The organism is Pantoea wallisii, from assembly GCF_002095485.1.
Lineage (GTDB): Bacteria > Pseudomonadota > Gammaproteobacteria > Enterobacterales > Enterobacteriaceae > Pantoea > Pantoea wallisii.
Window position 1 is genome coordinate 1 of record NZ_MLFS01000011.1, and the last position, 19,335, is coordinate 19,335.

Below are 19,335 nucleotides of genomic sequence, written 5' to 3' on the forward strand. Positions count from 1 at the left end.
TCTGCTGGCCGTGGCCGGCGAAGCGGTGGAGTGCGCCCGGCAGGATGCCAGCGCGGAGAGCGTGGCACAGGCCTCGATTGCCGTGGCGCAGGCCCGTGCCTGGACCACAGAGGTCTCGCTGGAAGCAGGCAATTTACTCTTTGAGCTTGGCGGCTCGCGCGCCAGCTTGCGGGAACACAATTTTGATCGTCACTGGCGCAATGCGCGTACCCACACGCTGCACGATCCGGTGCGTTGGAAATACCCGATCATTGGCAACTATCTGCTGAACGGGGTGCTGCCGCCGCGCCGGGGCACGATATGAGCCAAAAAGAGATTTTACTCAACGCGTTCAATATGAACTGCGTGGGTCACATCCATCACGGTATGTGGACCCATCCACAGGATCGCTCGGTGGATTTCAACTCCCTGGATTACTGGCTGGATCTGGCACGGTTGCTGGAGCGTGGGCTCTTTGACGGCCTGTTCATTGCCGACATACTTGGCGTTTACGACGTCTATCAGCAGGGCATTGGTTTAACCGCGAGCGAGGCGATCCAGCTGCCGGTTAACGATCCGCTGATGCTGGTCTCCGGCATGGCAAGCGTGACGCAGCACTTGGGGTTCGGCGTGACGGCCAATCTGAGTTACGAAGCGCCATACCCGTTTGCCCGCCGTCTCTCCACGCTGGATCACCTGACAAACGGGCGCATTGGCTGGAATATCGTGACCGGTTATCTCGATAGCGCGGCCCGCGCCATGGGCCAGCATCAGCTGCTGGCGCACGATCGTCGCTACGATCAGGCCGATGAATTTCTCGACGTCGCCTATCAGTTGTGGGAAGGCAGCTGGCAAGAGGATGCGCTGGTGGCCGATAAGGCACGGCGCGTGTATGCCGATGCACAGAAAATCCACCCGATTCATCATCAGGGTGAGTTTTACCAGGTACAGGGCTACCACCTGAGCAGCCCCTCGCCGCAGCGTACGCCGCTGCTGTTTCAGGCGGGCTCCTCGGCGCGAGGCGTGCAGTTTGCTGGCCGTCACGCGGAGTGCAGCTTCGTTAACGCCAGCTCGCCGGCGGCGATGCGTGAGCAGACGCAGCGCTTAAGGCTGGCTGCCGTGCAGGCGGGCCGGCGCCCGGATGATTTGCGCATCTTTATGGGTGTTAGCGTCATTGTTGCGCCAACCGAACGCGAGGCGCAGGAGAAGCATCGCAGCTATCTGGAGTATGCCAGTCCGGAAGCCGGGCTCGCGCACTTCTCCAGCTCCACGGGTATTGATTTAGCCGCCTTCGGCCTGGATGAACCGATTCATAGCGGTGATACGCGCGCCATTGAATCGGTCAGTAAAGCCTACAGCGGCTGGACGCGCCGTCGTCTGCTGGAGCAGCACGCTCTGGGCAGTCGCTATCCGGTCATTACTGGCAATCCGTCTCAGGTGGCGGATGCGCTTATCCGCTGGATCGATGAGGGCGATATCGACGGTTTTAATTTGACGCGCATTTTGAATCCGCAGAGCTACCGCGACGTTATTGAGCTGGTGGTGCCAGAGTTACAGCAGCGCGGACGTTTTAAAACTGCTTATCAGCCAGGTTCACTGCGGCACAAACTTTTTCAACAGGATCGCTTGCCCGATCGCCATCCGGCTGCGCGCTGGCGACCAGCGTCCGGATTTCGTTAATTTAACCTCAGGGATATGACATGAAAATTGCACCTCTTCTGGCGCTGAGCGCATCCATGCTGGCCTTAAGCGCCTTTGCCGCAAACGACTACAGCGGACCGCTAAAAGTCGGAACCACAGCAGCCTTTGCGCCCCCGCTGGAAACCGCCGTGGCAGAAGCCAAAAAGCAGGGGCTGAAGGTTGAGCTGGTGGAGTTTACCGACTGGACGGCACCAAACGTCAGCGTCGAAAACGGGGACATCGACGTTAATCTGTTCCAGCATAAACCCTTCCTCGACAATGCCAATAAAGAGGGCGGATTCCACCTGCGGCCTTACGCACCTGCGATCATCAATAACATCGGTCTGTACTCGAAAAAGCATCGCGCGCTGGACCAAATCCCGGAGGGCGGCACGGTGGCGATAGCCAATGATCCGATTAACGGCGCGCGCGGACTGTTGCTGTTACAGAAAGCGCAGCTGATTACGCTGAGGCCCGGCGCAGGGTTGAAATCGACCCTTGACGATATCGAAAGCAACCCGAAGCATTTGAAGATTATTGAAGTGGAAGCGGTGCAGCTGTCACGATCGCTGGATGAGGTGGATCTGGCGCAGGGCTATCCGCACTATCTGCGCCTGGCGAAGACCATCGATCCGAATGATGCGCTACTGTTCGATGGCCTTGAGCACCCGGAGTATGTGATTCAGTTTGTGGTGCGCGACGGACACCAGGACGATCCGCGCCTGAAGCAGTTTGTGGAGATTTACCAGCATTCACCGGTGGTGCGCGCCAGGCTGGATGAGTATTACGGCAAGCTGTACCAGCCGGGCTGGAGTCAGTAATCGTGGTTAGCCTGACTCTCCCCGGCGAGCGCGATACGCTGTTTTCACCGCCTGTGCCGCAGGCGGGCAGTGTACATGTACAGATTCGCAGCCTGACTAAGCGCTACGCCGGACAACAACAGGATGCGCTGAGAAATATTGATCTGCAGGTCAGACGTGGCGAGATCTTCGGCATTATTGGCCGTAGCGGTGCCGGAAAATCCACTTTGATTCGCTGCCTTAACCGGCTGGAGACGCCGTCCAGCGGCCAGGTGGTGATCGACGGTATCGAGCTCGGGACACTACAGGATGCGGCGCTGGTGAAGTGGCGTCGTCGCACCGGCATGATCTTCCAGCACTTTAATCTGCTCTCGGCAAAGACCGTGCGTGAGAACATTGAGCTGCCGATGAAAGTTGCAGGGGTACCTGCTGCAGAGCGGCGGCGAAAAGTGGATGAGTTGCTGGCGCTGGTGGGACTGGAAGCGCGTCAGCATGCGTGGCCGGCGCAGCTCTCAGGCGGGCAGAAGCAGCGCGTCGGGATTGCGCGTGCGCTGGTGCACGATCCTGAGCTGTTGCTGTGCGACGAGGCGACGTCGGCGCTTGATCCGGAAACCACGCGCGCCACGCTGAGCTTGCTCAGGAAGATCAACCAGCAACGCCGTATTACTATTGTGCTGATTACCCATGAGATGGACGTGGTGCACGACTTATGTCATCAGGTGGCCGTGATCGACCAGGGCGAGATCATTGAACGCGGGCCGGTCTGGCAGGTGTACAGCGATCCGCAACATGAAACGACCCGGCAGCTTCTTAATCCGCAGTTCAGCACGCTGCCGGCAGCGATTCAGCCGCTGCTGACCGCGACACGTCAGCATGCCCATTCGCGCTTGCTGGTGCGACTGCGTTACACCGGGCAGGGAGCACAGCCGGATCTGGCGGCCATCAGCGCGCGGATAAGCGGCGGGCTTACGCTGCTCTACAGTGCCGTGGAGTGGGTGCAGGAGAAGCCGACCGGTCAGCTGTTGCTGCTGCTGGATGCCCAACATGACGCCACGGTCGCTCAGCACGCGCTGAATAATCTGGCCGACCAACTGGAGATTGCAGGTTATGTCACTGGCTCTTGATCGTTTATGGACGGGCTTGCTGGATACGCTCCTGATGGTGGGCGTATCGTCACTGCTGGCGCTGCTGATTGGCTTACCGCTGGCGGTCATGCTGGTGGTGAGCGGACGTGGCGATCTTTTTCCGCATCCGCTGCTGCATCGGCTGCTTGGCTGGCTGGTGAACCTGTTCCGTTCCGTACCGTTTTTGATTCTGATGGTGGCGCTGATTCCGTTTACCCGCTGGATCGTCGGGACAACTTACGGCGTATGGGCCGCAGTGGTGCCGCTCACGCTGGCGGCCACGCCGTTCTTTGCCCGCATTGCCGAAGTCAGCCTGCGTGAGGTGGATAAGGGGCTGAGCGAGGCTGCGCAGGCCATGGGTTTTCACCGCTGGCATATTGTCTGGCACGTGCTGTTACCCGAAGCGCGACCGGGCATCATCAGCGGGTTCACCATTACGCTGGTCACGATGATCAACGCCTCGGCGATGGCGGGCGCCATCGGAGCCGGCGGCCTTGGCGATCTGGCCTACCGCTACGGTTATCAGCGTTTTGATATGCAGGTGATGCTCACGGTCATCGTCGTGCTGGTGGCGCTGGTCACGGTGTTGCAATTTTGCGGCGATCGATTGTCGCGGCGGCTAAACCACCGCTAAAGGGTATCCGGGCTGGCTGGGCTGCGGGAAAGATTACCGAATCTGCAGCCCTTCCAGCGCCGTCAGCAGCGCATCGACTTTCGGCAACAGCTGTTTACGGCGCGGCCACACCAGTGTCAGCGCCAGACCGTCCGGCTGCTGCCCCGGCAGGATAATCTCCAGCTCGCCGCGCGCCAGCGGCTCCCGCACCAGCCAGGAGGGCATCTGCGCAACGCCGAGCCCGCCGCACAAGGCCTGCACCTGGGCATCCACATCGCCCAGCGCCATACGGTGCGGCACGCTGCGCCAGTGCGGGTGACCATCAGCGGTGGTGAACAGCCAGGGCTTGGTGCTGCCATCCACGCGCTCATACACAATCGCCCGATGCTGCAACAGCTCGCTTTCACTGGCGGGCCGGCCTTCGCGCGCCAGATAGTCAGGTGCCGCGCAAAAGACCATCCGTTCACGGCCCATCTGGCGACAGCCGAGTGAGGCCGGCACATCAGGCGATCCGCCAATACGGACCGCCACGTCTATCCCTTCATCAAACAGGTCAATGAAACGGTCGGAGAAGGTCAGGTTCAGTTCGACCTCCGGATGGTTCTGACAGAAGGGTATCAATAGTGGCATCACGCCCAGGCGGCCATAGGTGTTGGGGACGGCCAGTCGCAGCCGTCCGGAGGGGATGCTGCGCTGCGCGGCCAGCACCGCTTCGGCTTCTGCCAGATCCTCCAGAATGCGCAGGCAGGTCTGGTAGTACGCGCTGCCTGCGTCGGTTAGCGTCAGGCTGCGCGTGGTGCGCTCCAGCAGGCGTGACCCAGCCGGTGCTCCAGGCGCGTCACGCTTTTACTTACGGCTGAACCGGTGAGGTGCAGGCGTTCGGCGGCGGCGGCGAAACTGCCGCTTTCGACGCTGGCTACAAAGGGGACGATATCTTTCAGGCGCTGATCGTGCATTGATTAGTGAATCCAGGTTGGGAATGCCGTGAATTAATGCCAGAGATAAGAACTGAATTCTCTATTAGGCTGATAAGAACTGCAACAGAGGAGAATTGAAATGCAAAAACAGGCATTGATTGTGGGCATCAGCGGTGTAATTGGGCGTGCGCTGGCGGAAAAACTGCAGCAGGAGGGCTGGCAGGTAACCGGCCTTTCGCGCGGGCGTGGCGCTATCCCGGACGGTTGCCGTAGCCTGACCGCCGATCTGACGCAGGCTGATGAAGTCAAAGCTGTACTGGCGCAGGAGAAGCCCGATGCGCTGTTCTTCAGCGTCTGGTCGCGGCAGGAGAATGAAAAAGAGAATATTCGCGTGAATGGCGGCATGGTGCGCAACGTCATCGAAGGGTTGCAGGATCGGCTTAATGGCGCCCACGTTGCGCTGGTGACCGGTCTGAAGCACTACCTGGGTCCGTTCGAGGCCTATGGCAAAGGGGCGGTGCCGGTTACGCCATTCCGCGAAGAGCAGGGCCGCCAGCCGGTCGATAACTTCTACTATGCGCAGGAGGACGAAGTGTTCGCCGGTGCAGAGAAATATGGCTATCGCTGGAGTGTACACCGCCCGCATACCATCATCGGTTACGCCGTGGGCAACGCGATGAACATGGGGCAGACGCTGGCAGTATACGCGACCCTGTGCCGCGAGAAGGGCTGGCCATTTATCTTCCCCGGCTCGCCAGAGCAGTGGAGTGGCGTGGCGGATGTGACCGATGCCGGATTACTGGCAGAGCAGTTGTTGTGGGCTGCTACCGCCGATGCGGCGGCCAACCAGGATTTCAACGCGGTAAACGGTGATGTCTTCCGCTGGAACTGGCTGTGGCCACGGATTGCTGCTTACTTTGGCATCGAAGCCGCCGCCTATCCGGCACAGATGATGCCGCTGGAGGGGCGGATGCAGGAAGCGGCTGCCGCCTGGCAGGAGATCGCTACGCGCCATCAACTGCGTGAGACGGATATCAACAAGCTGGCATCCTGGTGGCACACCGATGCGGATCTCGGCCGCCCGATGGAGGCGTTTACCGATATGAGCAAAAGCCGCAAAGCCGGGTTTACCGGCTATCGCAGCACGCTGGATTCCTTTACCCGGCTGTTCGATAAGCTGAAGGCAGAGCGGGTCATTTTCTGAGGCCGCTTTTCTGAAGCTATTTTGAGGTTATATAGTGCACGCGCTTCCCGCCAGGGGAGTGCACCGCACAACAGGCAAGTGCCGGGCGGGAGACGCCCGGCACTTAGCCCACGCGCACCCAGCGCCGGCCGGCCAGCACGGTTATCGCCACGATGGTGACTATTGCCGCCAGGTGCAGAACAAAATCCAGCGGATGCAGATGCACCGGATGGCAAAACGCCAGCAAACTCACCGCCAGAGAAGCGATGCCTAACCCTGCCGTAGCGAGCGTCCGTACCGGATGCAGCGTACGCGTGCGGCGCAGCGTGGCGATCATCAACAGCATCATTGGCGAGCTCACCACCAGCAAAAAGGTAAAGCAGCGGGCGCTGTCGTGATCGTGTGTCTCTGCTGCCAGCTGCGGCATACTGCTCAGGCTTAACCCCAGCCATAACAGCCCTATGGGCAGCAGCGCTCTCCAGCTCAGGCCCCGGCGCCCGGCGATGCTCATGCTGAAGGCGCTGCGAATCGCCAGCGTACCCAGCACAAAAGCCAGCACCAGCTGTATTGCTGCCCGAAGCGCACCGGGCTGTGACCAGTCGGTGAGCGTGCGCTGCACCAGCAAACTGGCCGCGAGGGCACAGGGCAGCGCCAGGGTGAGCCAGCCCAGCACGCGCAGGCCGGTTGCGCGCGGACGCCTGACCGGGCGCAGGTCACGGCTAAGCTGCTCAATTAAAGCGTGATGATCACTCATGATGGGCTCCAAAGCGGCGCAGATTGGTTAGCGCACGGTGTAGCAGCGATTTCACCGCCGCTACGCTCAGATTGTTATGAACGGCGGCCTCCGTCAGGCTCATTTCGCGCAGGTGAACATGTTCAACGATATCGCGCTGGCGTGAGGGTAACTGCCGCAGATAAGCCGCCAGTTCGTCCCGGCTATCCAGCTGCGGGTTGTCCGGCGTTGCAGCGTTTTCCGTCAGCGCCTCGTCCGGTGTCTCCCAGCGCTGCAGACGACCACGCCGCCGCAGGGCATCAACCGCCCGCGCCGAGATAATCGCCAGCAGCCAGGGCAAAAAGGGAAAGGCCGGGTCATAGGTGTGACGTACCCGATGCACCGTCAGCAGCACATCCTGTACCACATCTTCGATTAGCGCATCATCGCCGATCTGACGTCGCACCCGCGCCCGGATCACCGGCACCAGTGCTTTGAGCAGCCGGGTATAGGCGAGCTGATCGCCCGCCTGCGCCTGCTCCATCAGCGCGGGCCAGTGTTCACGCGCGCTATCGCTTATCTGCATATTTTGCCTTGTCGCCGTTACGCTTTTTTATCTGCCGCCTTGTTGAGTGCCTTCACCACAATAGCGGGCGTTAGCACCTGCGGCAGAACTTCGGGCGGTCCGCCATCGGCCGGATAGACCAGATACATCGGTAAACCGCCCTGACCGAACTCGCTCATGGTGTCATCCACGTCCGGATTAAATTTAGTTGAGTCTGCCACCATATACACTGCGCCGGTTTTTGCCAGCGCCGCTTTCACGGCCTGCGTAGAGAGCGATGTCTTCTCGTTAACCTGACAGGTGATGCACCATGAGGCGGTGAAATCGACAAAGATCGCTTTGCCGTGACCGCGCTGCGCTGCGACGGCCTGTGGTGTCCATGTCTGTTTGGTGAGCGGCGTGGCGGATTGATCGGCTACCAGGCCAGCGCCGGGCTTGATCACTCCCGGTAGCGGTGCAATTGCCGCAACGGCCAGCACGGCGGTAACGGCAAACAGCGCTTTATGCCCTTTGCCGGCGAAGCGCCGATGCTGCGCCATCCCGTATAGCCAGCCAGCAAACGCCAGCACCACCGAGGCGGCCAGTAACGCTGCCAGCGCGGTGCTGCCCGCCTGCTGCGCCAGAATCCATACCAGCCAGGCCCAGGCGCCAAACATGGGAAAGGCCAGCCCGCGCTTCAGGATATCCATCCACGCGCCGGGCCGGGGGAGAAATCGGGCCAGCGCAGGAAACAGCGACACCAGCGTGAACGGCGCGGCGAACCCCAGCGCCAGCGCAAAGAAGATTACCAGCGCAACCGCAGGCGGCTGCACCAGTGCATAGCCGATGGCGCTGGCCATAAAAGGAGCAGCACAGGGCGTCGCGACGATGATCGCCAGCGCGCCGGTCAGCGCTGCGCGCAGAAACGCACCGCGCTGAATCTCAATCGCGCCTGCGCGCTGCAGTGATAACCCAACCTCAAACACACCCAGCAAATTGAGCGCGGCGGCGAGGATCACTAACGACAGCAGGGCAATCACCAGCGGCGACTGCAGCTGAAAACCCCAGCCCACTGCGGCACCGCCGGCACGTGCAGCCAGCAGAATCCCTGCGAGCGTCATCATGGTCACGATAACGCCCAGTAAGAAACCCAGCCCTTCGCGGCGTGCGCTGGCGGCGTTATCGCTGTGACGTAACAGCCCCAGCGCTTTGAGGGAGATAACCGGAAACACGCAGGGCATCAGGTTAAGAATGGCGCCGCCAATAAAGGCGGCCAGCAGGGCGGTTAACATCGCTGGCCTCGCGGATTAGTGAGTGTGCGGATGGGCGGCGTCGTACTGCTTCACGGCAGCCAGCGCTTTATCAATATGCGTTTCCGGATTGCGATCGGTATAGCTCAGCAGAATATTGCCATCCGGCGCGATAACATAGGAGGTTCGATCGGAGAGCGTTTTGCCTTTGAACTGTATGGTGGTTTGGTACTCTGCGGCCACTTTGGCACCCGGATCGGCGGCGACAGCGAACTTATCACGACACTCCAGCTTCGAAAAATCACTGACCTGATCGGTATTCCCGGCAGTCACACCAATCACCGTTGCGCCCATTTTTGTAAAGTCATCCGTGGCTTCGGCGAAGGCGTGCGCTTCTATGGTACAGCCGGCGCTAAACGCTGCGGGGAAGAAATAGAGTACGACCGGACCTTTCTGCAGCGCCTGCTGTAGCGAGAAGGTCATCGGCTTACCGGCCAGTGCGCCCTGCAGTTTGAAGTCGGGCGCTTTGGCGCCAGCCTGCAACGCGGCGCTGGCGCTGAAACTGGCAAGGCCAAACGCCGTGGTCAGAGTGAGCGTGCAAGCGAGGGTTTTAAGGGTTTTCATTATCTGCTCCTGCGATAGATGAGAGTACCGGTTTTAGGTGATTCATCTAAACAGTTCGCTGGTACCGACCATAAAGTTTCGCGGCAGGCAAAAAAAGTGATAGCCGGCGCAAAATTACCGGCTCGCTTATTTATTCCGGGCGTAAAATCCTTAAAATAGCGTGCTGATCCGTTTTTCAGGTTATTACCGTTATGTCTGCACTATCCACGATACGCAAACCAGCGAAACAGAACAGTTGCTGGCCTCGCTTGAACAACACATTGCTGAACCCGCACCGCGTGTGACGCCCGCGCCGGAGGACTTCTGGCAGCAAATTGAGACGCTGGCCGAAGAGAAGCGAGATAACTGAGCCGCTCATCGCGGGCGTGGCGCAATCCCCTGGCAGATCAGACTGAGCGTATGCTGCAGGATCTGTTCGGTGTTGAATCCCGGCTCATGGGCGAAGCGGGTAAACGGCACCAGCACCATGCTGAGAATCGAGGTCATGAGCACCTCGACGTTGAGCCCGGGATTCAGTAATCCCTTTTGCTGCCACGCTGTCAGGAGCGACCGGATGCGCTCGCGCCCGGCGTGCCCGTGACGGTTTTTTAGTGTACCCCCAAGCCCCTGTGGGCTGGTCACCTCCTGCATCCACAGCGGCGCGAACCAGTCATGCGTCAGGCTGATATCGGCCACTTCACGGATAAAGCCGCTCAGCGTAGCAACCGGATCCTGACTCTCATCCGTGAAGTGCGCCTCCAGCCGTTTCCGCAGCGGCAAAAAACGCTCTTCAACCACGGTGTCCAGCAGCGATTCGCGCGACTGAAAGTAGTAGTTCAGCATCGCCGGGCTGACGCCTGCGGTGCGGGCGATCGCATTTAGCGATGTCTCTGCAATACCGTCACGGGCATACAGCGTCAGAGTGATATCCAGCAGATGCTCACGCTGCTGAGCATTGATGGCACCACCACGCGGACGGCCGGGACGTCGGGGTGCGCTGCCGGCTGGTTTTCCCTCATCTGCTGCTTTTTGTGCGGTCATCTTTACGCGCTCACTTGATTCATGACAAACTGCAATCAATATTAATTGTGCATTTAATTAATTACAAAGGTTGTCGCAATGAGACCCCAATCTTCTGCGCCACATGCCGGCGGTGAGGGCGCTAATCCGCCCTCCATCCGTCTGCTGATGGGGGCGTTAATGCTGGTCATGCTGCTCTCTGCGCTTGATCAAACCATAGTTTCCACCGCGCTGCCAACCATTGTGGGCGAGCTGGGCGGGCTTGATCGCCTGTCTTGGATTGTCACCGCTTATATGCTGGCCTCCACGCTGGTGGTACCGCTGTACGGTAAATTTGGCGATCTCTTCGGGCGCAAAACCGTACTGCAAATTTCAGTGATTCTATTCCTGATCGGCTCCGTGCTGTGCGGCATGGCGCAGACCATGCCGCAGCTGATCCTGACCCGCGCGCTGCAGGGGCTGGGCGGCGGTGGTTTGATGGTGGTGAGCATGGCGGCAGTGGCGGATGTGATTCCGCCCGCCGATCGCGGCAAATATCAGGGGCTGTTTGGCGGCGTGTTTGGCCTGGCCACCGTCATCGGCCCGCTGCTGGGCGGATTTATCGTGCAGCACATGTCATGGCGCTGGATCTTCTATATCAACCTGCCGCTTGGTCTGTTTGCCCTGCTGGTGATCAACCGGGTGTTTAACGCAGACAGTAAACGTAAAGCGCACGAGATTGATTATCCTGGCGCAGTGTTTCTCAGCATGGCGCTGGTGGGCATTACGCTGTTTACCAGCGAAGGCGGCACGCTGCATGCGTGGTCCGATCCGGTACTGTGGTGCATTCTGGCGTTTGGGATTGTCGGAGCGATTGGGTTTATCTATGAAGAGCAGCGTGCGTGGGAACCGATCATTCCGCTGGATCTGTTTCGTAACCGCAGCTTTTCGCTGGCCAGTCTGATGGCCCTGATTGTCGGGATGTCGCTGTTTGGCAGCGTCACCTTCCTGCCGCTCTATTTGCAGGTGGTTAAGCACGCCACGCCGACCGAAGCCGGGTTACAGCTGCTGCCGCTGATGGGGGGGTTGCTGATCACCTCGATTGTCAGTGGCCGCATTATCAGCCGCACCGGCAAGTACCGACTCTTTCCCATTGCGGGGACGTTACTGGCCAGCGTGGGCATGGGGCTGATGACAACGCTGACGCCAGATGCACCGCTGTGGCACCTTTATCTCTTCGCCAGCATTCTCGGCATGGGAATGGGTATGACCATGCAGGTGCTGGTGCTGGCAGTGCAGAGTGCCGTCACGCCGGATCGCATTGGTGTGGCAACGTCATCGGTTACCCTGTTCCGCTCAGTGGGGGGATCGATTGGTGTGGCGCTGTTTGGTGCGGTATTCAGTCAGGTACTGAAATCCGGTTTGGCGACGCTGGTGGAGCAGGGGCTGGCGTTGCCGCGCTCGCTTGATCCGGATGCAGTGCACCATCTGCCTGATGATGTGCAGCACGCTTATCTGCTGGCCTTCAGCGATGCAGTGCACGCGGCGTTCCAGATGGCGGCAGGCGTTATGCTTTTGGCCTTCGTGCTGTCGCTGTTTTTACCGGAATCACCGCTACGTAATAAAGCCGGCAAATAGTTTCACCCCTTATTCCGCGGGCTGCGTGAGTGCGCAGGGCGCGGAATAAAATTTATACGTACTTCGCTGGATTAAGCGCCTTTTATCGCTACACTTGACGCTGTATTACTATTTTTATCTCAAATACAGGATGTTACCTTTCTGTCAACTTAGGTAAATATGATGAAGAGAGGATGAATTCAGCGTGCGACGCTTTATTTCCGCAACTTTTTTACGGTATAAATCCCAAACCACCTTATCCACTGTGAAATGTCATCCATGATCAACTCTGCCGCCCGCAACGTTATCGCCTGCCTGCTGTTTGCCACCCTGGCCGGCTGCTCTTCGAAACATCAGCCTGCACCCGAGCAGGAGAGCGTAGATACGTCGCTGGAGGGTGCTAAGCAGCCCGACCTGATTCCGGTGATTGCCGCGCTGCACGATCAAATGCACTCCTGGGAGGGCACCAAATATCAGTGGGGCGGCACACAGTTAACCGGTGTGGACTGCTCCGGTTTTGTCTGGCGGACATTAAAGGATCGTTTCAATATTCCGATGGATCGCGTGACCACCCGCGAGCTGATCGCCATGGGCAAACCGGTGGATCAGGCCCACTTACAGCCGGGTGACCTGGTATTCTTCCGCATCAAACATGAGCTGCACGTGGGCTTTTATGACACCGATCGCCAGTTCCTGCATGCCTCGGTAAGCCAGGGCGTGATGCGCTCTTCGCTGAATAACCCATACTGGAAATCGGTCTATTTGCAGGCCAGACGTCTGCCGCGTGAACAAAATTCGCAGATCAGTTTCAACTATAAGAATAAAGTCTGATGTGATGCACTTCCCCGGTATCGCACCGGGGAGAGTAAGCTCAAAACTGGTAAGAGACATTCACCGAAACGTTACGCGGCTCGCCATACACGTAGCTATCCATATAGCTGTAGTACTCACGGTCAAACAGGTTATCGATATTTGCCTGCACCGCCACTTGCTTCGTGACCTGATAACGGGCAAATAGCGAGGCCAGCGGATAGCTCCCCTGATACACCCTCACGGTATCGCCATTCGGGCCGGTTACGTCATTGAATACGCGATTTTGCCAGTTGAGGCCGCCGCCTACCGTCAACGCTGGCAGCATCGGCAGTTGATAGCGGGTGAAGAGCTTAAACGAGGTTTGCGGCTGATACGCATTGAAACGGCCACTGTTATCGCGAGCCACGTAGCGCGTTGCACCAAAGGTCAGCTGCAGGTTATCAGTTAACGCACCGTTCAGCTCAAACTCTGCCCCTTTACTGACTGCACCTTTCGCCGCCGCGTACGCCTGCTCACTGCCGTTCACGTAAACGCCATCAATGGCCTGGCCGACATTATCCTGTTCGATACGGAACACCGCAAACGTGGCGGTTAAGCGGCCGTCATACCAGGCGGATTTCAGGCCGGTTTCGTAACTTTTACCGGTGACGGGCGACAGAAACTTGCCCTGGGTATCGCGATAGCTCTGGGGCAGAAAGACCGCAGTGTAGCTGCCATAGGCTGACCAGGTATCGTTGATGTCATACACCACACCGGCATAGGGTGACAGGTTGTTTTTCGCCATATCTCCGCTGCTGCCGCTGGTGCTCCACTGGGTATAACGCGCGCCGACGATGAGCGAAAGCGGATCGGCCAGCGAGAAGCGTGCCGCGCTATAGGCTGATTTCTGACGCACGACGTCGTCGGCATTGCGATACCACGCCCCCCATGCCGGCTCCGCCAGGCTACCGCTCCAGCTGCTGTTGAACGGTCCAAGGTCGGCGCTGGTGATTGTATTGGTCTCCTGATCGGTTACGCCGTCGCTGCTGTATGTCGCGTTGTGCTGGCGACTGTAGCTGACACCCAACATCAGCTGGTGCTGGCGGCCCAGTAAGGTAAACGGGCCGCTGGCATAGCCATCGAAAGAGTCCACCGTGCGCTTGCCGCGATCCTGGCTGCCAAAGCCGGTTGCACCTTCGCCGCTCTGCTGGTCGGGATAGCTGGTGACGTAAAGCAGCTTGTCGTTAAACCTATTCTCAGCATGCGTACCATTTACATGCACGCGCCAGCCGTTAGCAAAGTCGTGGTCGATATCCGCAAAAACCTTACGCGCATTGGTGCTGTAGCGCGCCCAGTCGGCGGCAGAGTTCAGGCTGCGACGGTAGTGCGTGGTGGCGCCGTTGCTGTAGAACATCGGTAATCCACCCCAGGTGGGGTTACCGGTTCTGGCATCTTGATAGTCATAGCCGAGTGAGAGCGTTGTGCTGTCGCTGAGATCGGCATCGACGACGCCATAAAGGAATTTTTTAGTTTTATGATAGCGATCAAGCCAGCTGTCCTGATCCTGATAGCCGGTAACGATACGCCCGCGCAGGCTGCCGTCGCTGTTAAGGGGGGCAGAGAGATCGGCGATATAGCGCTGCTTGTTCCAGCTGCCGTAACTGGCGCTCAGCGTGCCGGTGAAGGTTTTACTGTCGGCGTGTTTGCGTACCATGTTGATGGAGGCTGAGGGGCTGCCCGCGCCGGTCATCAAGCCGGTGGCGCCGCGCACAATTTCGATACGGTCGTAAATTGCAGTGTCGGAGGCGGCATCGCCATAGTTCCAGCTGTCGTTGATTGAAGTGGGAATACCGTCGTAAGTGAAGTTGCTGACTTTGAAGCCGCGTGAATAGTATTCGGCGCGTTCACTGTCCACCAGGTTAGTGGAGATGCCGGTCGCATTGGTCAGCACATCGCTGACGGATTGCAAATCCTGATCCTGCATGCGCTGCTGCGTCACAATGCTCAGCGATTGCGGCACATCGCGCGGCGTTAGCAAGAGTTTCGTGCCTGCGCGCGTGGTTTTCACTGCGTAATCCTGCTGTTCATTCGCACCGGCGGGATCGGCGGTTGCATCAACGACTAACTCATCCGACGTTAAGTCTGCCGACCATGAGATCGCCGGCCAGATGCTGGCGTTGATGGCGACTGCCAGCAGCGTATAACGTAATGCCTTATTATCTCTGACAATTGTGCGAACGGTAACTCTCTTTTCCCTGCCCATAAATTGATATTCCGCTTGTGGTCTTTTTAGAGTGTGCTGCCGTTTCCGGCAGAGCAGGGCGCAGCGCTTGCTCCTGCCAATTGAGAAAGCCAATGATAATCATTTACTTTAAAGGTTCTCGCAGGATTGATGCTGAAAGTGTAATGAGATGTAAATAACCTAATTAACAACAGTTTAAGGTAATCATTAACCGGATAGTTGCCAGTGTTTACCTAAATTCGGCGCGCTTTCAGCGCTGTTTTCAGGCAAATTTCGCGCAAAAACAGCGGAATATCTTATGTGGTATCGGACTAACGCTTCTTCGCAGACAGTGAAAGTTGCTTACCGCTTGTTAATGCGTATGATTCTCATTCTTCTTACTTTTTCCCGCCCCGGATATGCCGGTTCGGAACCCTTGATCCATTGATGGAGTTCGGTATGAAATCACTGTTTAGCCCTCGCCAGGCCGCGCTTGCTGCAGCAATTATCGCTGCCTTCACTCTGACAGCCTGCCAGGCACCAGCCAAAAAAGCGCAGACCGCTGCGCCCGCCGCCAGCAAACCTGCTGACACGGCATTAACCCAGCGGGCGCTGGGTGACGGCCTGTATGAGATGGTCTATTCGCCGGCGACCAAAGCGTTGTATGTCGCCAGCGCGCAGAGCTTTAAGGATGTGAACGGTGGGGTGATTTATCGTCTGGATCCAACCACGCTGGCAACCACCGGCGGAACCCATACCGATTTGAAAAATTTTGGTACGGCGATTGAGAGCGCAGGCAACGTGTTCTACACCACCAACTCTCTGGATGGTGCTATCTCTAAGGTTGACGCGCAGAGCGGTAAAGTACTGGAGCGTTTAGTCTTCCCGGGCAAGAAAGACAAAGAGGGTTATCCGGCCGCGCGCGCGAAGTGCTGCTGCACGGTGATGAGCTGTATGTAGGCCGTGTTGCCGATCCGGGTTACATCTCTGTTGTGGATGCTAAAACGTTCCGGCTGAAAACCACCATCAAAAACGCCGGTAAGTGGGTAACCGGTATCATCTATTCAACGTTGACCGATCGCATTTATGCAGCAAATGGTGCAGGTGAAATTCTGGTGATTAATCCACGCAGCCATAAAATTGAGCAGCGCTGGACCGCCGGCGATGGTAAAGCCTATCTGTTCCTGAATATGGCAGAAGATGCGAAAACCGGCCGTCTGTTTGTAACCGACGACTCCAAAGGTAAAGCGACGCTGGTATTTGATGAGCGCAGCGGCAAAGTGATTAAGCGGATTGAAGGCGATGCGCTGGGCATCAAATTTAACGCGGCCCGTAATGAGATCTATATTAGCCAGCGCGAGTCCAAAAAGGTGCTGCAGCTGGATGCGACCACCTATGCGGTGAAAAACAGCTGGTCCTTTACTGCCAGCCCCAACAGTCTGCTGATTGGGCCGGATAACAGTACGCTTTATGTCACGCTGAAGCAGGATTTCAATAAAGACAGTTCAACCAATGCACCGGATGAGATTGTGCGTATTGCGTTGAAGTAACGGTCAGGGGAGGCGCGGTGTTGAATAGTGGCCGCCCTCCGGCTGATGCGTAACCTTGATGCCGGGCCGTGGGAGCGTACACACGCTCTCACGGCTGCCACCGGCGGCCATCAGCCCACGACACGGCTACGGCTTTCCGCCGATCCAGAATTTTTTATAGCGCGCAGGCGGTATACCCACCAGATTATGAAAAATGCGATGGAAATTATTCACGTTGTCGTAACCCACGGCGTTCGCCACTTCAGTCACGCCCAATTGGGTGCTTAATAATAAATTTTGCGCTTCACCGATCCGCCGGCGGGTTTGATACTGCTTAGGAGAGTACCCGGAGTACGCCTTAAAAACATGTGCCAGATAGAACGGGCTCATATTCAGTGCCGACGTAATCGATCCCAGCGTCATCTCATCTTTATAATGGTCGTCAATGTAGTCTTTGATGCGCTGGCCGAGTAGCATATTTTTACTCTCCGGTTCAGGCTTATTCTCCATCCACAGGGTACGGCACAGTAATAACAGCACGCCGAGAAGATTGTCGCCTATTTCCGCACTGTAAACTCGCTCGCTATGAACGTGGGACCATATGCGATCAAACATCTGACAAAATTCATCATAGAACTCACCGCTCGGCATAACCGCCGGCTGCGTGCGCGATGTCAGGACATTCATGGGCAAGCCATCAATTTTCAACTGCTCCACGCCGCAGCTGAAAATGAGCAGATCGTCAGAGGCCGCCGGATTTTCATCATGCAGGACGTGGGCATTAAACAGAATGATATCGCCCTGTTTAACCTGATAGCCCCGGCCGTCAATGTTATAGATGCCGCTGCCGGCGCGGATAAACATCAGCTCAAAACGATCGTCGTGTTTATGCATCACACGCGGAATTGCCTCGTCTTTACCTTGCGCCTTGCAGATGAAGGTCAGGCGTGGCCGCACCGCATGGTCAAAACCGCGTAAGGTGGAGTGTTGATTGAGGCAAAAGGTGATCATACGTGCTCCTGGTCATATCGCACCATTGTGACACGCTTCCGGCAACGAATAATCATCATTATTGTTATTTATTCTCACCTATGTGATTGATAAATAATGGCATGCACTATTGCGCTTCACGAAAACTAGTGAAAGTTGCACCGAAAATACACAGCAGAGTGCATCGTGCCTCAATCATTGCGCCAGTGCCTCTGCGCCCGTTATCTACAGCTTAGTCGCCCTATAAGTTGCCCCATCAATCCTGCATGACGATAACTTTTGCTCCGGGTAAGCTTATTCATTTTTTTTGAACTCTATCAGCAAGAAGTTCAGCTTTTAGTCACTGCGTAACAGGTCTATTCTTTCTCACATCGAGGCAGAACGCCTCACAAATTAAAAACACTCTGAGGAAACGACCATGAAAACCATCAAAACTTTCGTTGCAGTTATCGCTCTTTCATTTGTTTCATTCACCACTTTTGCACAAAGCATTACCGCTTCCGCTTCAACGCTGGACGGTGCAGAAGCCAAAATCGCGGCGCAGGCGAAACAAGAGGGCGCGGTTTATAAAATCACCAGCGCGCGTTTTGATAACGGTGCCATGATCTCCGCTGAGCTTAGCAAATAAGTCCGCGACATCAGGTAATAGTGCCGCCAGGGCAGCAGGCAAGAGGGATAAAAGATGCAGCAAAATCGTGACATTACCGCGCAGGCTATCGCGTTTGTGGATGCATTAAGAACGCAGCGACATGCCCGCATGCCGGTTATCCTTTTTGCCCACTGGCCACAATTTATGGCTACCGTGCGGGAACGGATGGCACAGCCCTTAACGCGGATATAATTAGCGCGATCATGATGACCGCACTAATTATCAATACAGAAACAGTAACCAGAGTTATTATTATGCGCATCGAAGGCATTCAGCCTTCTGACTCAACCATTAAGGATTAAGACCATGAAAACCATTAAAGCTATGTCAATCGCCGCTGTTGCCGCTCTTTCACTTATGTCAGCTGCCAGCTTCGCACAAACTGTCTCCGTGACCTCATCCACCCTGGATGGTGCAGAAGCAAAAGTTGCTGCACAGGCTCAGGAGCAGGGCGCTCAGTACAAAATCACGGAAGCTAACACCAACAACCGTGTGCACATGACTGCTGAACTGTATAAATAAGTTCTGACAGCGCGTTAAGGCCGCCTTCGGGCGGCTTTGCTGTTTCTGGTGTTCAAAAAATGAGCAACATCCTGCAGCGCACGTGAACAGCGGCAATGCACCGCTTATCCACAGATTTGGCCGGTCTTTCTGCACGCGTAATGTGGATAAGTTACGCTCTGGTGCGTTTCGCATTTTGCAAATATTGCGCCGGACGTAAATTCATCCCATTCTGGCAAATTAATTAAGATTCATCTGATGATATTTAATTAATGCGAACTTCAGGTGTTCGTCATTTAATTATGCTGCTTAATCTATTTCTTTTTATCGTCATTGAAATGGCGTTGTGCAATCACGCTCTTTGCTTTTTGGGGGGCCGATTTTTTCACCTGCCTGTGGGATTTATTTATCAGGCAGTCACTGCAGTAAACTACCGGGGAACAGCGAATGCGCGCGACGGTAAGCGCCTGTTGCGCAGTATATAGCGAACCGATAAACAGTTTCTCTTCTTCGAACTCAAGCACGTAACAGCCTTTTTTATGTAATATCCAACCGTCGTCCGGATCGGGACATAAATAAAAATAACAGGGTTCTAACATAACGGACTCTCTGGCATTTTATAGCGACAAATA

Annotated in this window: 18 protein-coding genes and 3 pseudogenes; 12 read left to right on the plus strand and 9 right to left on the minus strand. The window is 56.8% G+C overall.

What is annotated here, in order from left to right; all coding sequences use genetic code 11:
- From HA48_RS05825 to HA48_RS05845, 5 genes and pseudogenes are all read left to right on the plus strand, one after another.
- Positions 1-304, plus strand: a pseudogene (locus HA48_RS05825) (SfnB family sulfur acquisition oxidoreductase); the annotation flags it as partial.
- Positions 301-1,659, plus strand: coding sequence for an LLM class flavin-dependent oxidoreductase (locus HA48_RS05830; protein WP_128600187.1), 1,359 nt, complete (start codon positions 301-303; stop codon positions 1,657-1,659). The pseudogene HA48_RS05825 and the gene HA48_RS05830, both read left to right, overlap by 4 nt.
- A 20-nt stretch (positions 1,660-1,679) precedes the next feature.
- Positions 1,680-2,480, plus strand: coding sequence for a MetQ/NlpA family ABC transporter substrate-binding protein (locus HA48_RS05835; protein ID WP_128600188.1), 801 nt, complete (start codon positions 1,680-1,682; stop codon positions 2,478-2,480).
- A gap of 2 nt (positions 2,481-2,482) precedes the next feature.
- Positions 2,483-3,583, plus strand: a complete 1,101-nt coding sequence (locus HA48_RS05840) for a methionine ABC transporter ATP-binding protein (protein ID WP_128600189.1) — start codon at positions 2,483-2,485, stop codon at positions 3,581-3,583.
- Positions 3,567-4,217 (plus strand): methionine ABC transporter permease, encoded by a 651-nt coding sequence (locus HA48_RS05845; RefSeq protein ID WP_128600190.1) that lies wholly within the window; start codon positions 3,567-3,569, stop codon positions 4,215-4,217. Before HA48_RS05840 ends, HA48_RS05845 begins: the two co-directional genes overlap by 17 nt.
- Positions 4,218-4,250: 33 nt before the next feature.
- Here the strand turns inward: HA48_RS05845 and HA48_RS05850 are convergent.
- Positions 4,251-5,152, minus strand: a pseudogene (locus HA48_RS05850) (LysR family transcriptional regulator).
- Positions 5,153-5,252: 100 nt separating this feature from the next.
- Between HA48_RS05850 and HA48_RS05855 the strand changes: the two are divergent.
- Positions 5,253-6,317, plus strand: a complete 1,065-nt coding sequence (locus HA48_RS05855) for an SDR family oxidoreductase (protein ID WP_128600191.1) — start codon at positions 5,253-5,255, stop codon at positions 6,315-6,317.
- A gap of 103 nt (positions 6,318-6,420) precedes the next feature.
- Here HA48_RS05855 and HA48_RS05860 read toward each other — a convergent pair whose 3' ends face one another.
- Genes HA48_RS05860 through HA48_RS05875 form a run of 4 tightly spaced genes read right to left on the minus strand, consistent with a single transcriptional unit; the run spans position 6,421 to position 9,426 of the window.
- Complete coding sequence (locus HA48_RS05860; RefSeq protein ID WP_128600192.1) at positions 6,421-7,050, minus strand: NrsF family protein; 630 nt, start codon at positions 7,048-7,050, stop codon at positions 6,421-6,423.
- Positions 7,043-7,594 carry a sigma-70 family RNA polymerase sigma factor gene (locus HA48_RS05865; protein WP_128600193.1) on the minus strand — a complete coding sequence of 184 codons (552 nt, stop codon included), beginning with the start codon at positions 7,592-7,594 and terminating at the stop codon, positions 7,043-7,045. The genes HA48_RS05860 and HA48_RS05865 overlap by 8 nt, the downstream gene beginning before the upstream one ends.
- A 17-nt stretch (positions 7,595-7,611) precedes the next feature.
- On the minus strand, positions 7,612-8,844 hold the full coding sequence (locus HA48_RS05870; RefSeq protein WP_128600194.1) for a protein-disulfide reductase DsbD family protein: 1,233 nt from the start codon (positions 8,842-8,844) through the stop codon (positions 7,612-7,614).
- A 15-nt stretch (positions 8,845-8,859) separates the two neighbouring features.
- Positions 8,860-9,426 (minus strand): peroxiredoxin, encoded by a 567-nt coding sequence (locus HA48_RS05875; RefSeq protein ID WP_128600195.1) that lies wholly within the window; start codon positions 9,424-9,426, stop codon positions 8,860-8,862.
- Between the two features lie 160 nt (positions 9,427-9,586).
- On the opposite strand from HA48_RS05875, the gene HA48_RS05880 reads away from it, so the two are divergent.
- On the plus strand, positions 9,587-9,775 hold the full coding sequence (locus tag HA48_RS05880; protein ID WP_128600196.1) for a hypothetical protein: 189 nt from the start codon (positions 9,587-9,589) through the stop codon (positions 9,773-9,775).
- 5 nt (positions 9,776-9,780) lie between these two features.
- Here HA48_RS05880 and HA48_RS05885 read toward each other — a convergent pair whose 3' ends face one another.
- Positions 9,781-10,446, minus strand: coding sequence for a TetR/AcrR family transcriptional regulator (locus HA48_RS05885; RefSeq protein ID WP_128600197.1), 666 nt, complete (start codon positions 10,444-10,446; stop codon positions 9,781-9,783).
- A 78-nt stretch (positions 10,447-10,524) separates the two neighbouring features.
- On the opposite strand from HA48_RS05885, the gene HA48_RS05890 reads away from it, so the two are divergent.
- Both HA48_RS05890 and HA48_RS05895 read left to right on the plus strand, forming a co-directional pair.
- Positions 10,525-12,042, plus strand: a complete 1,518-nt coding sequence (locus HA48_RS05890) for an MDR family MFS transporter (RefSeq protein WP_128600198.1) — start codon at positions 10,525-10,527, stop codon at positions 12,040-12,042.
- A 258-nt stretch (positions 12,043-12,300) separates the two neighbouring features.
- Positions 12,301-12,852 (plus strand): C40 family peptidase, encoded by a 552-nt coding sequence (locus HA48_RS05895; protein WP_128600199.1) that lies wholly within the window; start codon positions 12,301-12,303, stop codon positions 12,850-12,852.
- Between the two features lie 40 nt (positions 12,853-12,892).
- Here the strand turns inward: HA48_RS05895 and fhuE are convergent, their stop codons facing one another.
- Complete coding sequence (gene fhuE / locus HA48_RS05900) at positions 12,893-15,076, minus strand: ferric-rhodotorulic acid/ferric-coprogen receptor FhuE (RefSeq protein ID WP_128600200.1); 2,184 nt, start codon at positions 15,074-15,076, stop codon at positions 12,893-12,895.
- A gap of 417 nt (positions 15,077-15,493) precedes the next feature.
- On the opposite strand from fhuE, the pseudogene HA48_RS05905 reads away from it, so the two are divergent.
- Positions 15,494-16,584 (plus strand): annotated as a pseudogene (locus HA48_RS05905) (YncE family protein).
- Between the two features lie 126 nt (positions 16,585-16,710).
- Here HA48_RS05905 and HA48_RS05910 read toward each other — a convergent pair.
- Positions 16,711-17,574, minus strand: a complete 864-nt coding sequence (locus tag HA48_RS05910) for an AraC family transcriptional regulator (RefSeq protein ID WP_128600201.1) — start codon at positions 17,572-17,574, stop codon at positions 16,711-16,713.
- Between the two features lie 397 nt (positions 17,575-17,971).
- Here HA48_RS05910 and HA48_RS05915 point away from each other — a divergent pair, with 397 nt between their 5' ends.
- Both HA48_RS05915 and HA48_RS05920 read left to right on the plus strand, forming a co-directional pair.
- Positions 17,972-18,181 (plus strand): YdgH/BhsA/McbA-like domain containing protein, encoded by a 210-nt coding sequence (locus HA48_RS05915; protein ID WP_128600202.1) that lies wholly within the window; start codon positions 17,972-17,974, stop codon positions 18,179-18,181.
- Between the two features lie 327 nt (positions 18,182-18,508).
- Positions 18,509-18,724: a YdgH/BhsA/McbA-like domain containing protein gene (locus tag HA48_RS05920; RefSeq protein ID WP_128600203.1), complete on the plus strand. Its 216-nt coding sequence runs from the start codon at positions 18,509-18,511 to the stop codon at positions 18,722-18,724.
- 293 nt (positions 18,725-19,017) lie between these two features.
- Here HA48_RS05920 and HA48_RS05925 read toward each other — a convergent pair whose 3' ends face one another.
- Positions 19,018-19,302 carry a hypothetical protein gene (locus HA48_RS05925; protein WP_128600204.1) on the minus strand — a complete coding sequence of 95 codons (285 nt, stop codon included), beginning with the start codon at positions 19,300-19,302 and terminating at the stop codon, positions 19,018-19,020.
- Positions 19,303-19,335 lie beyond the last annotated feature (33 nt).

What these genes read in the sequence shown, in the direction of transcription:
- HA48_RS05925 (WP_128600204.1), bottom strand. Translation starts at nt 19,302, where the DNA reads ATGTTAGAACCCTGTTATTTTTATTTATGTCCCGATCCGGACGACGGT.
- HA48_RS05885 (WP_128600197.1), bottom strand. Translation starts at nt 10,446, where the DNA reads ATGACCGCACAAAAAGCAGCAGATGAGGGAAAACCAGCCGGCAGCGCA.
- HA48_RS05890 (WP_128600198.1), top strand. Translation starts at nt 10,525, where the DNA reads ATGAGACCCCAATCTTCTGCGCCACATGCCGGCGGTGAGGGCGCTAAT.
- HA48_RS05920 (WP_128600203.1), top strand. Translation starts at nt 18,509, where the DNA reads ATGAAAACCATTAAAGCTATGTCAATCGCCGCTGTTGCCGCTCTTTCA.
- HA48_RS05915 (WP_128600202.1), top strand. Translation starts at nt 17,972, where the DNA reads ATGAAAACCATCAAAACTTTCGTTGCAGTTATCGCTCTTTCATTTGTT.
- HA48_RS05865 (WP_128600193.1), bottom strand. Translation starts at nt 7,594, where the DNA reads ATGCAGATAAGCGATAGCGCGCGTGAACACTGGCCCGCGCTGATGGAG.
- HA48_RS05855 (WP_128600191.1), top strand. Translation starts at nt 5,253, where the DNA reads ATGCAAAAACAGGCATTGATTGTGGGCATCAGCGGTGTAATTGGGCGT.
- HA48_RS05870 (WP_128600194.1), bottom strand. Translation starts at nt 8,844, where the DNA reads ATGTTAACCGCCCTGCTGGCCGCCTTTATTGGCGGCGCCATTCTTAAC.
- fhuE (WP_128600200.1), bottom strand. Translation starts at nt 15,076, where the DNA reads ATGGGCAGGGAAAAGAGAGTTACCGTTCGCACAATTGTCAGAGATAAT.
- HA48_RS05895 (WP_128600199.1), top strand. Translation starts at nt 12,301, where the DNA reads ATGATCAACTCTGCCGCCCGCAACGTTATCGCCTGCCTGCTGTTTGCC.
- HA48_RS05845 (WP_128600190.1), top strand. Translation starts at nt 3,567, where the DNA reads ATGTCACTGGCTCTTGATCGTTTATGGACGGGCTTGCTGGATACGCTC.
- HA48_RS05830 (WP_128600187.1), top strand. Translation starts at nt 301, where the DNA reads ATGAGCCAAAAAGAGATTTTACTCAACGCGTTCAATATGAACTGCGTG.
- HA48_RS05875 (WP_128600195.1), bottom strand. Translation starts at nt 9,426, where the DNA reads ATGAAAACCCTTAAAACCCTCGCTTGCACGCTCACTCTGACCACGGCG.
- HA48_RS05835 (WP_128600188.1), top strand. Translation starts at nt 1,680, where the DNA reads ATGAAAATTGCACCTCTTCTGGCGCTGAGCGCATCCATGCTGGCCTTA.
- HA48_RS05910 (WP_128600201.1), bottom strand. Translation starts at nt 17,574, where the DNA reads ATGATCACCTTTTGCCTCAATCAACACTCCACCTTACGCGGTTTTGAC.
- HA48_RS05860 (WP_128600192.1), bottom strand. Translation starts at nt 7,050, where the DNA reads ATGAGTGATCATCACGCTTTAATTGAGCAGCTTAGCCGTGACCTGCGC.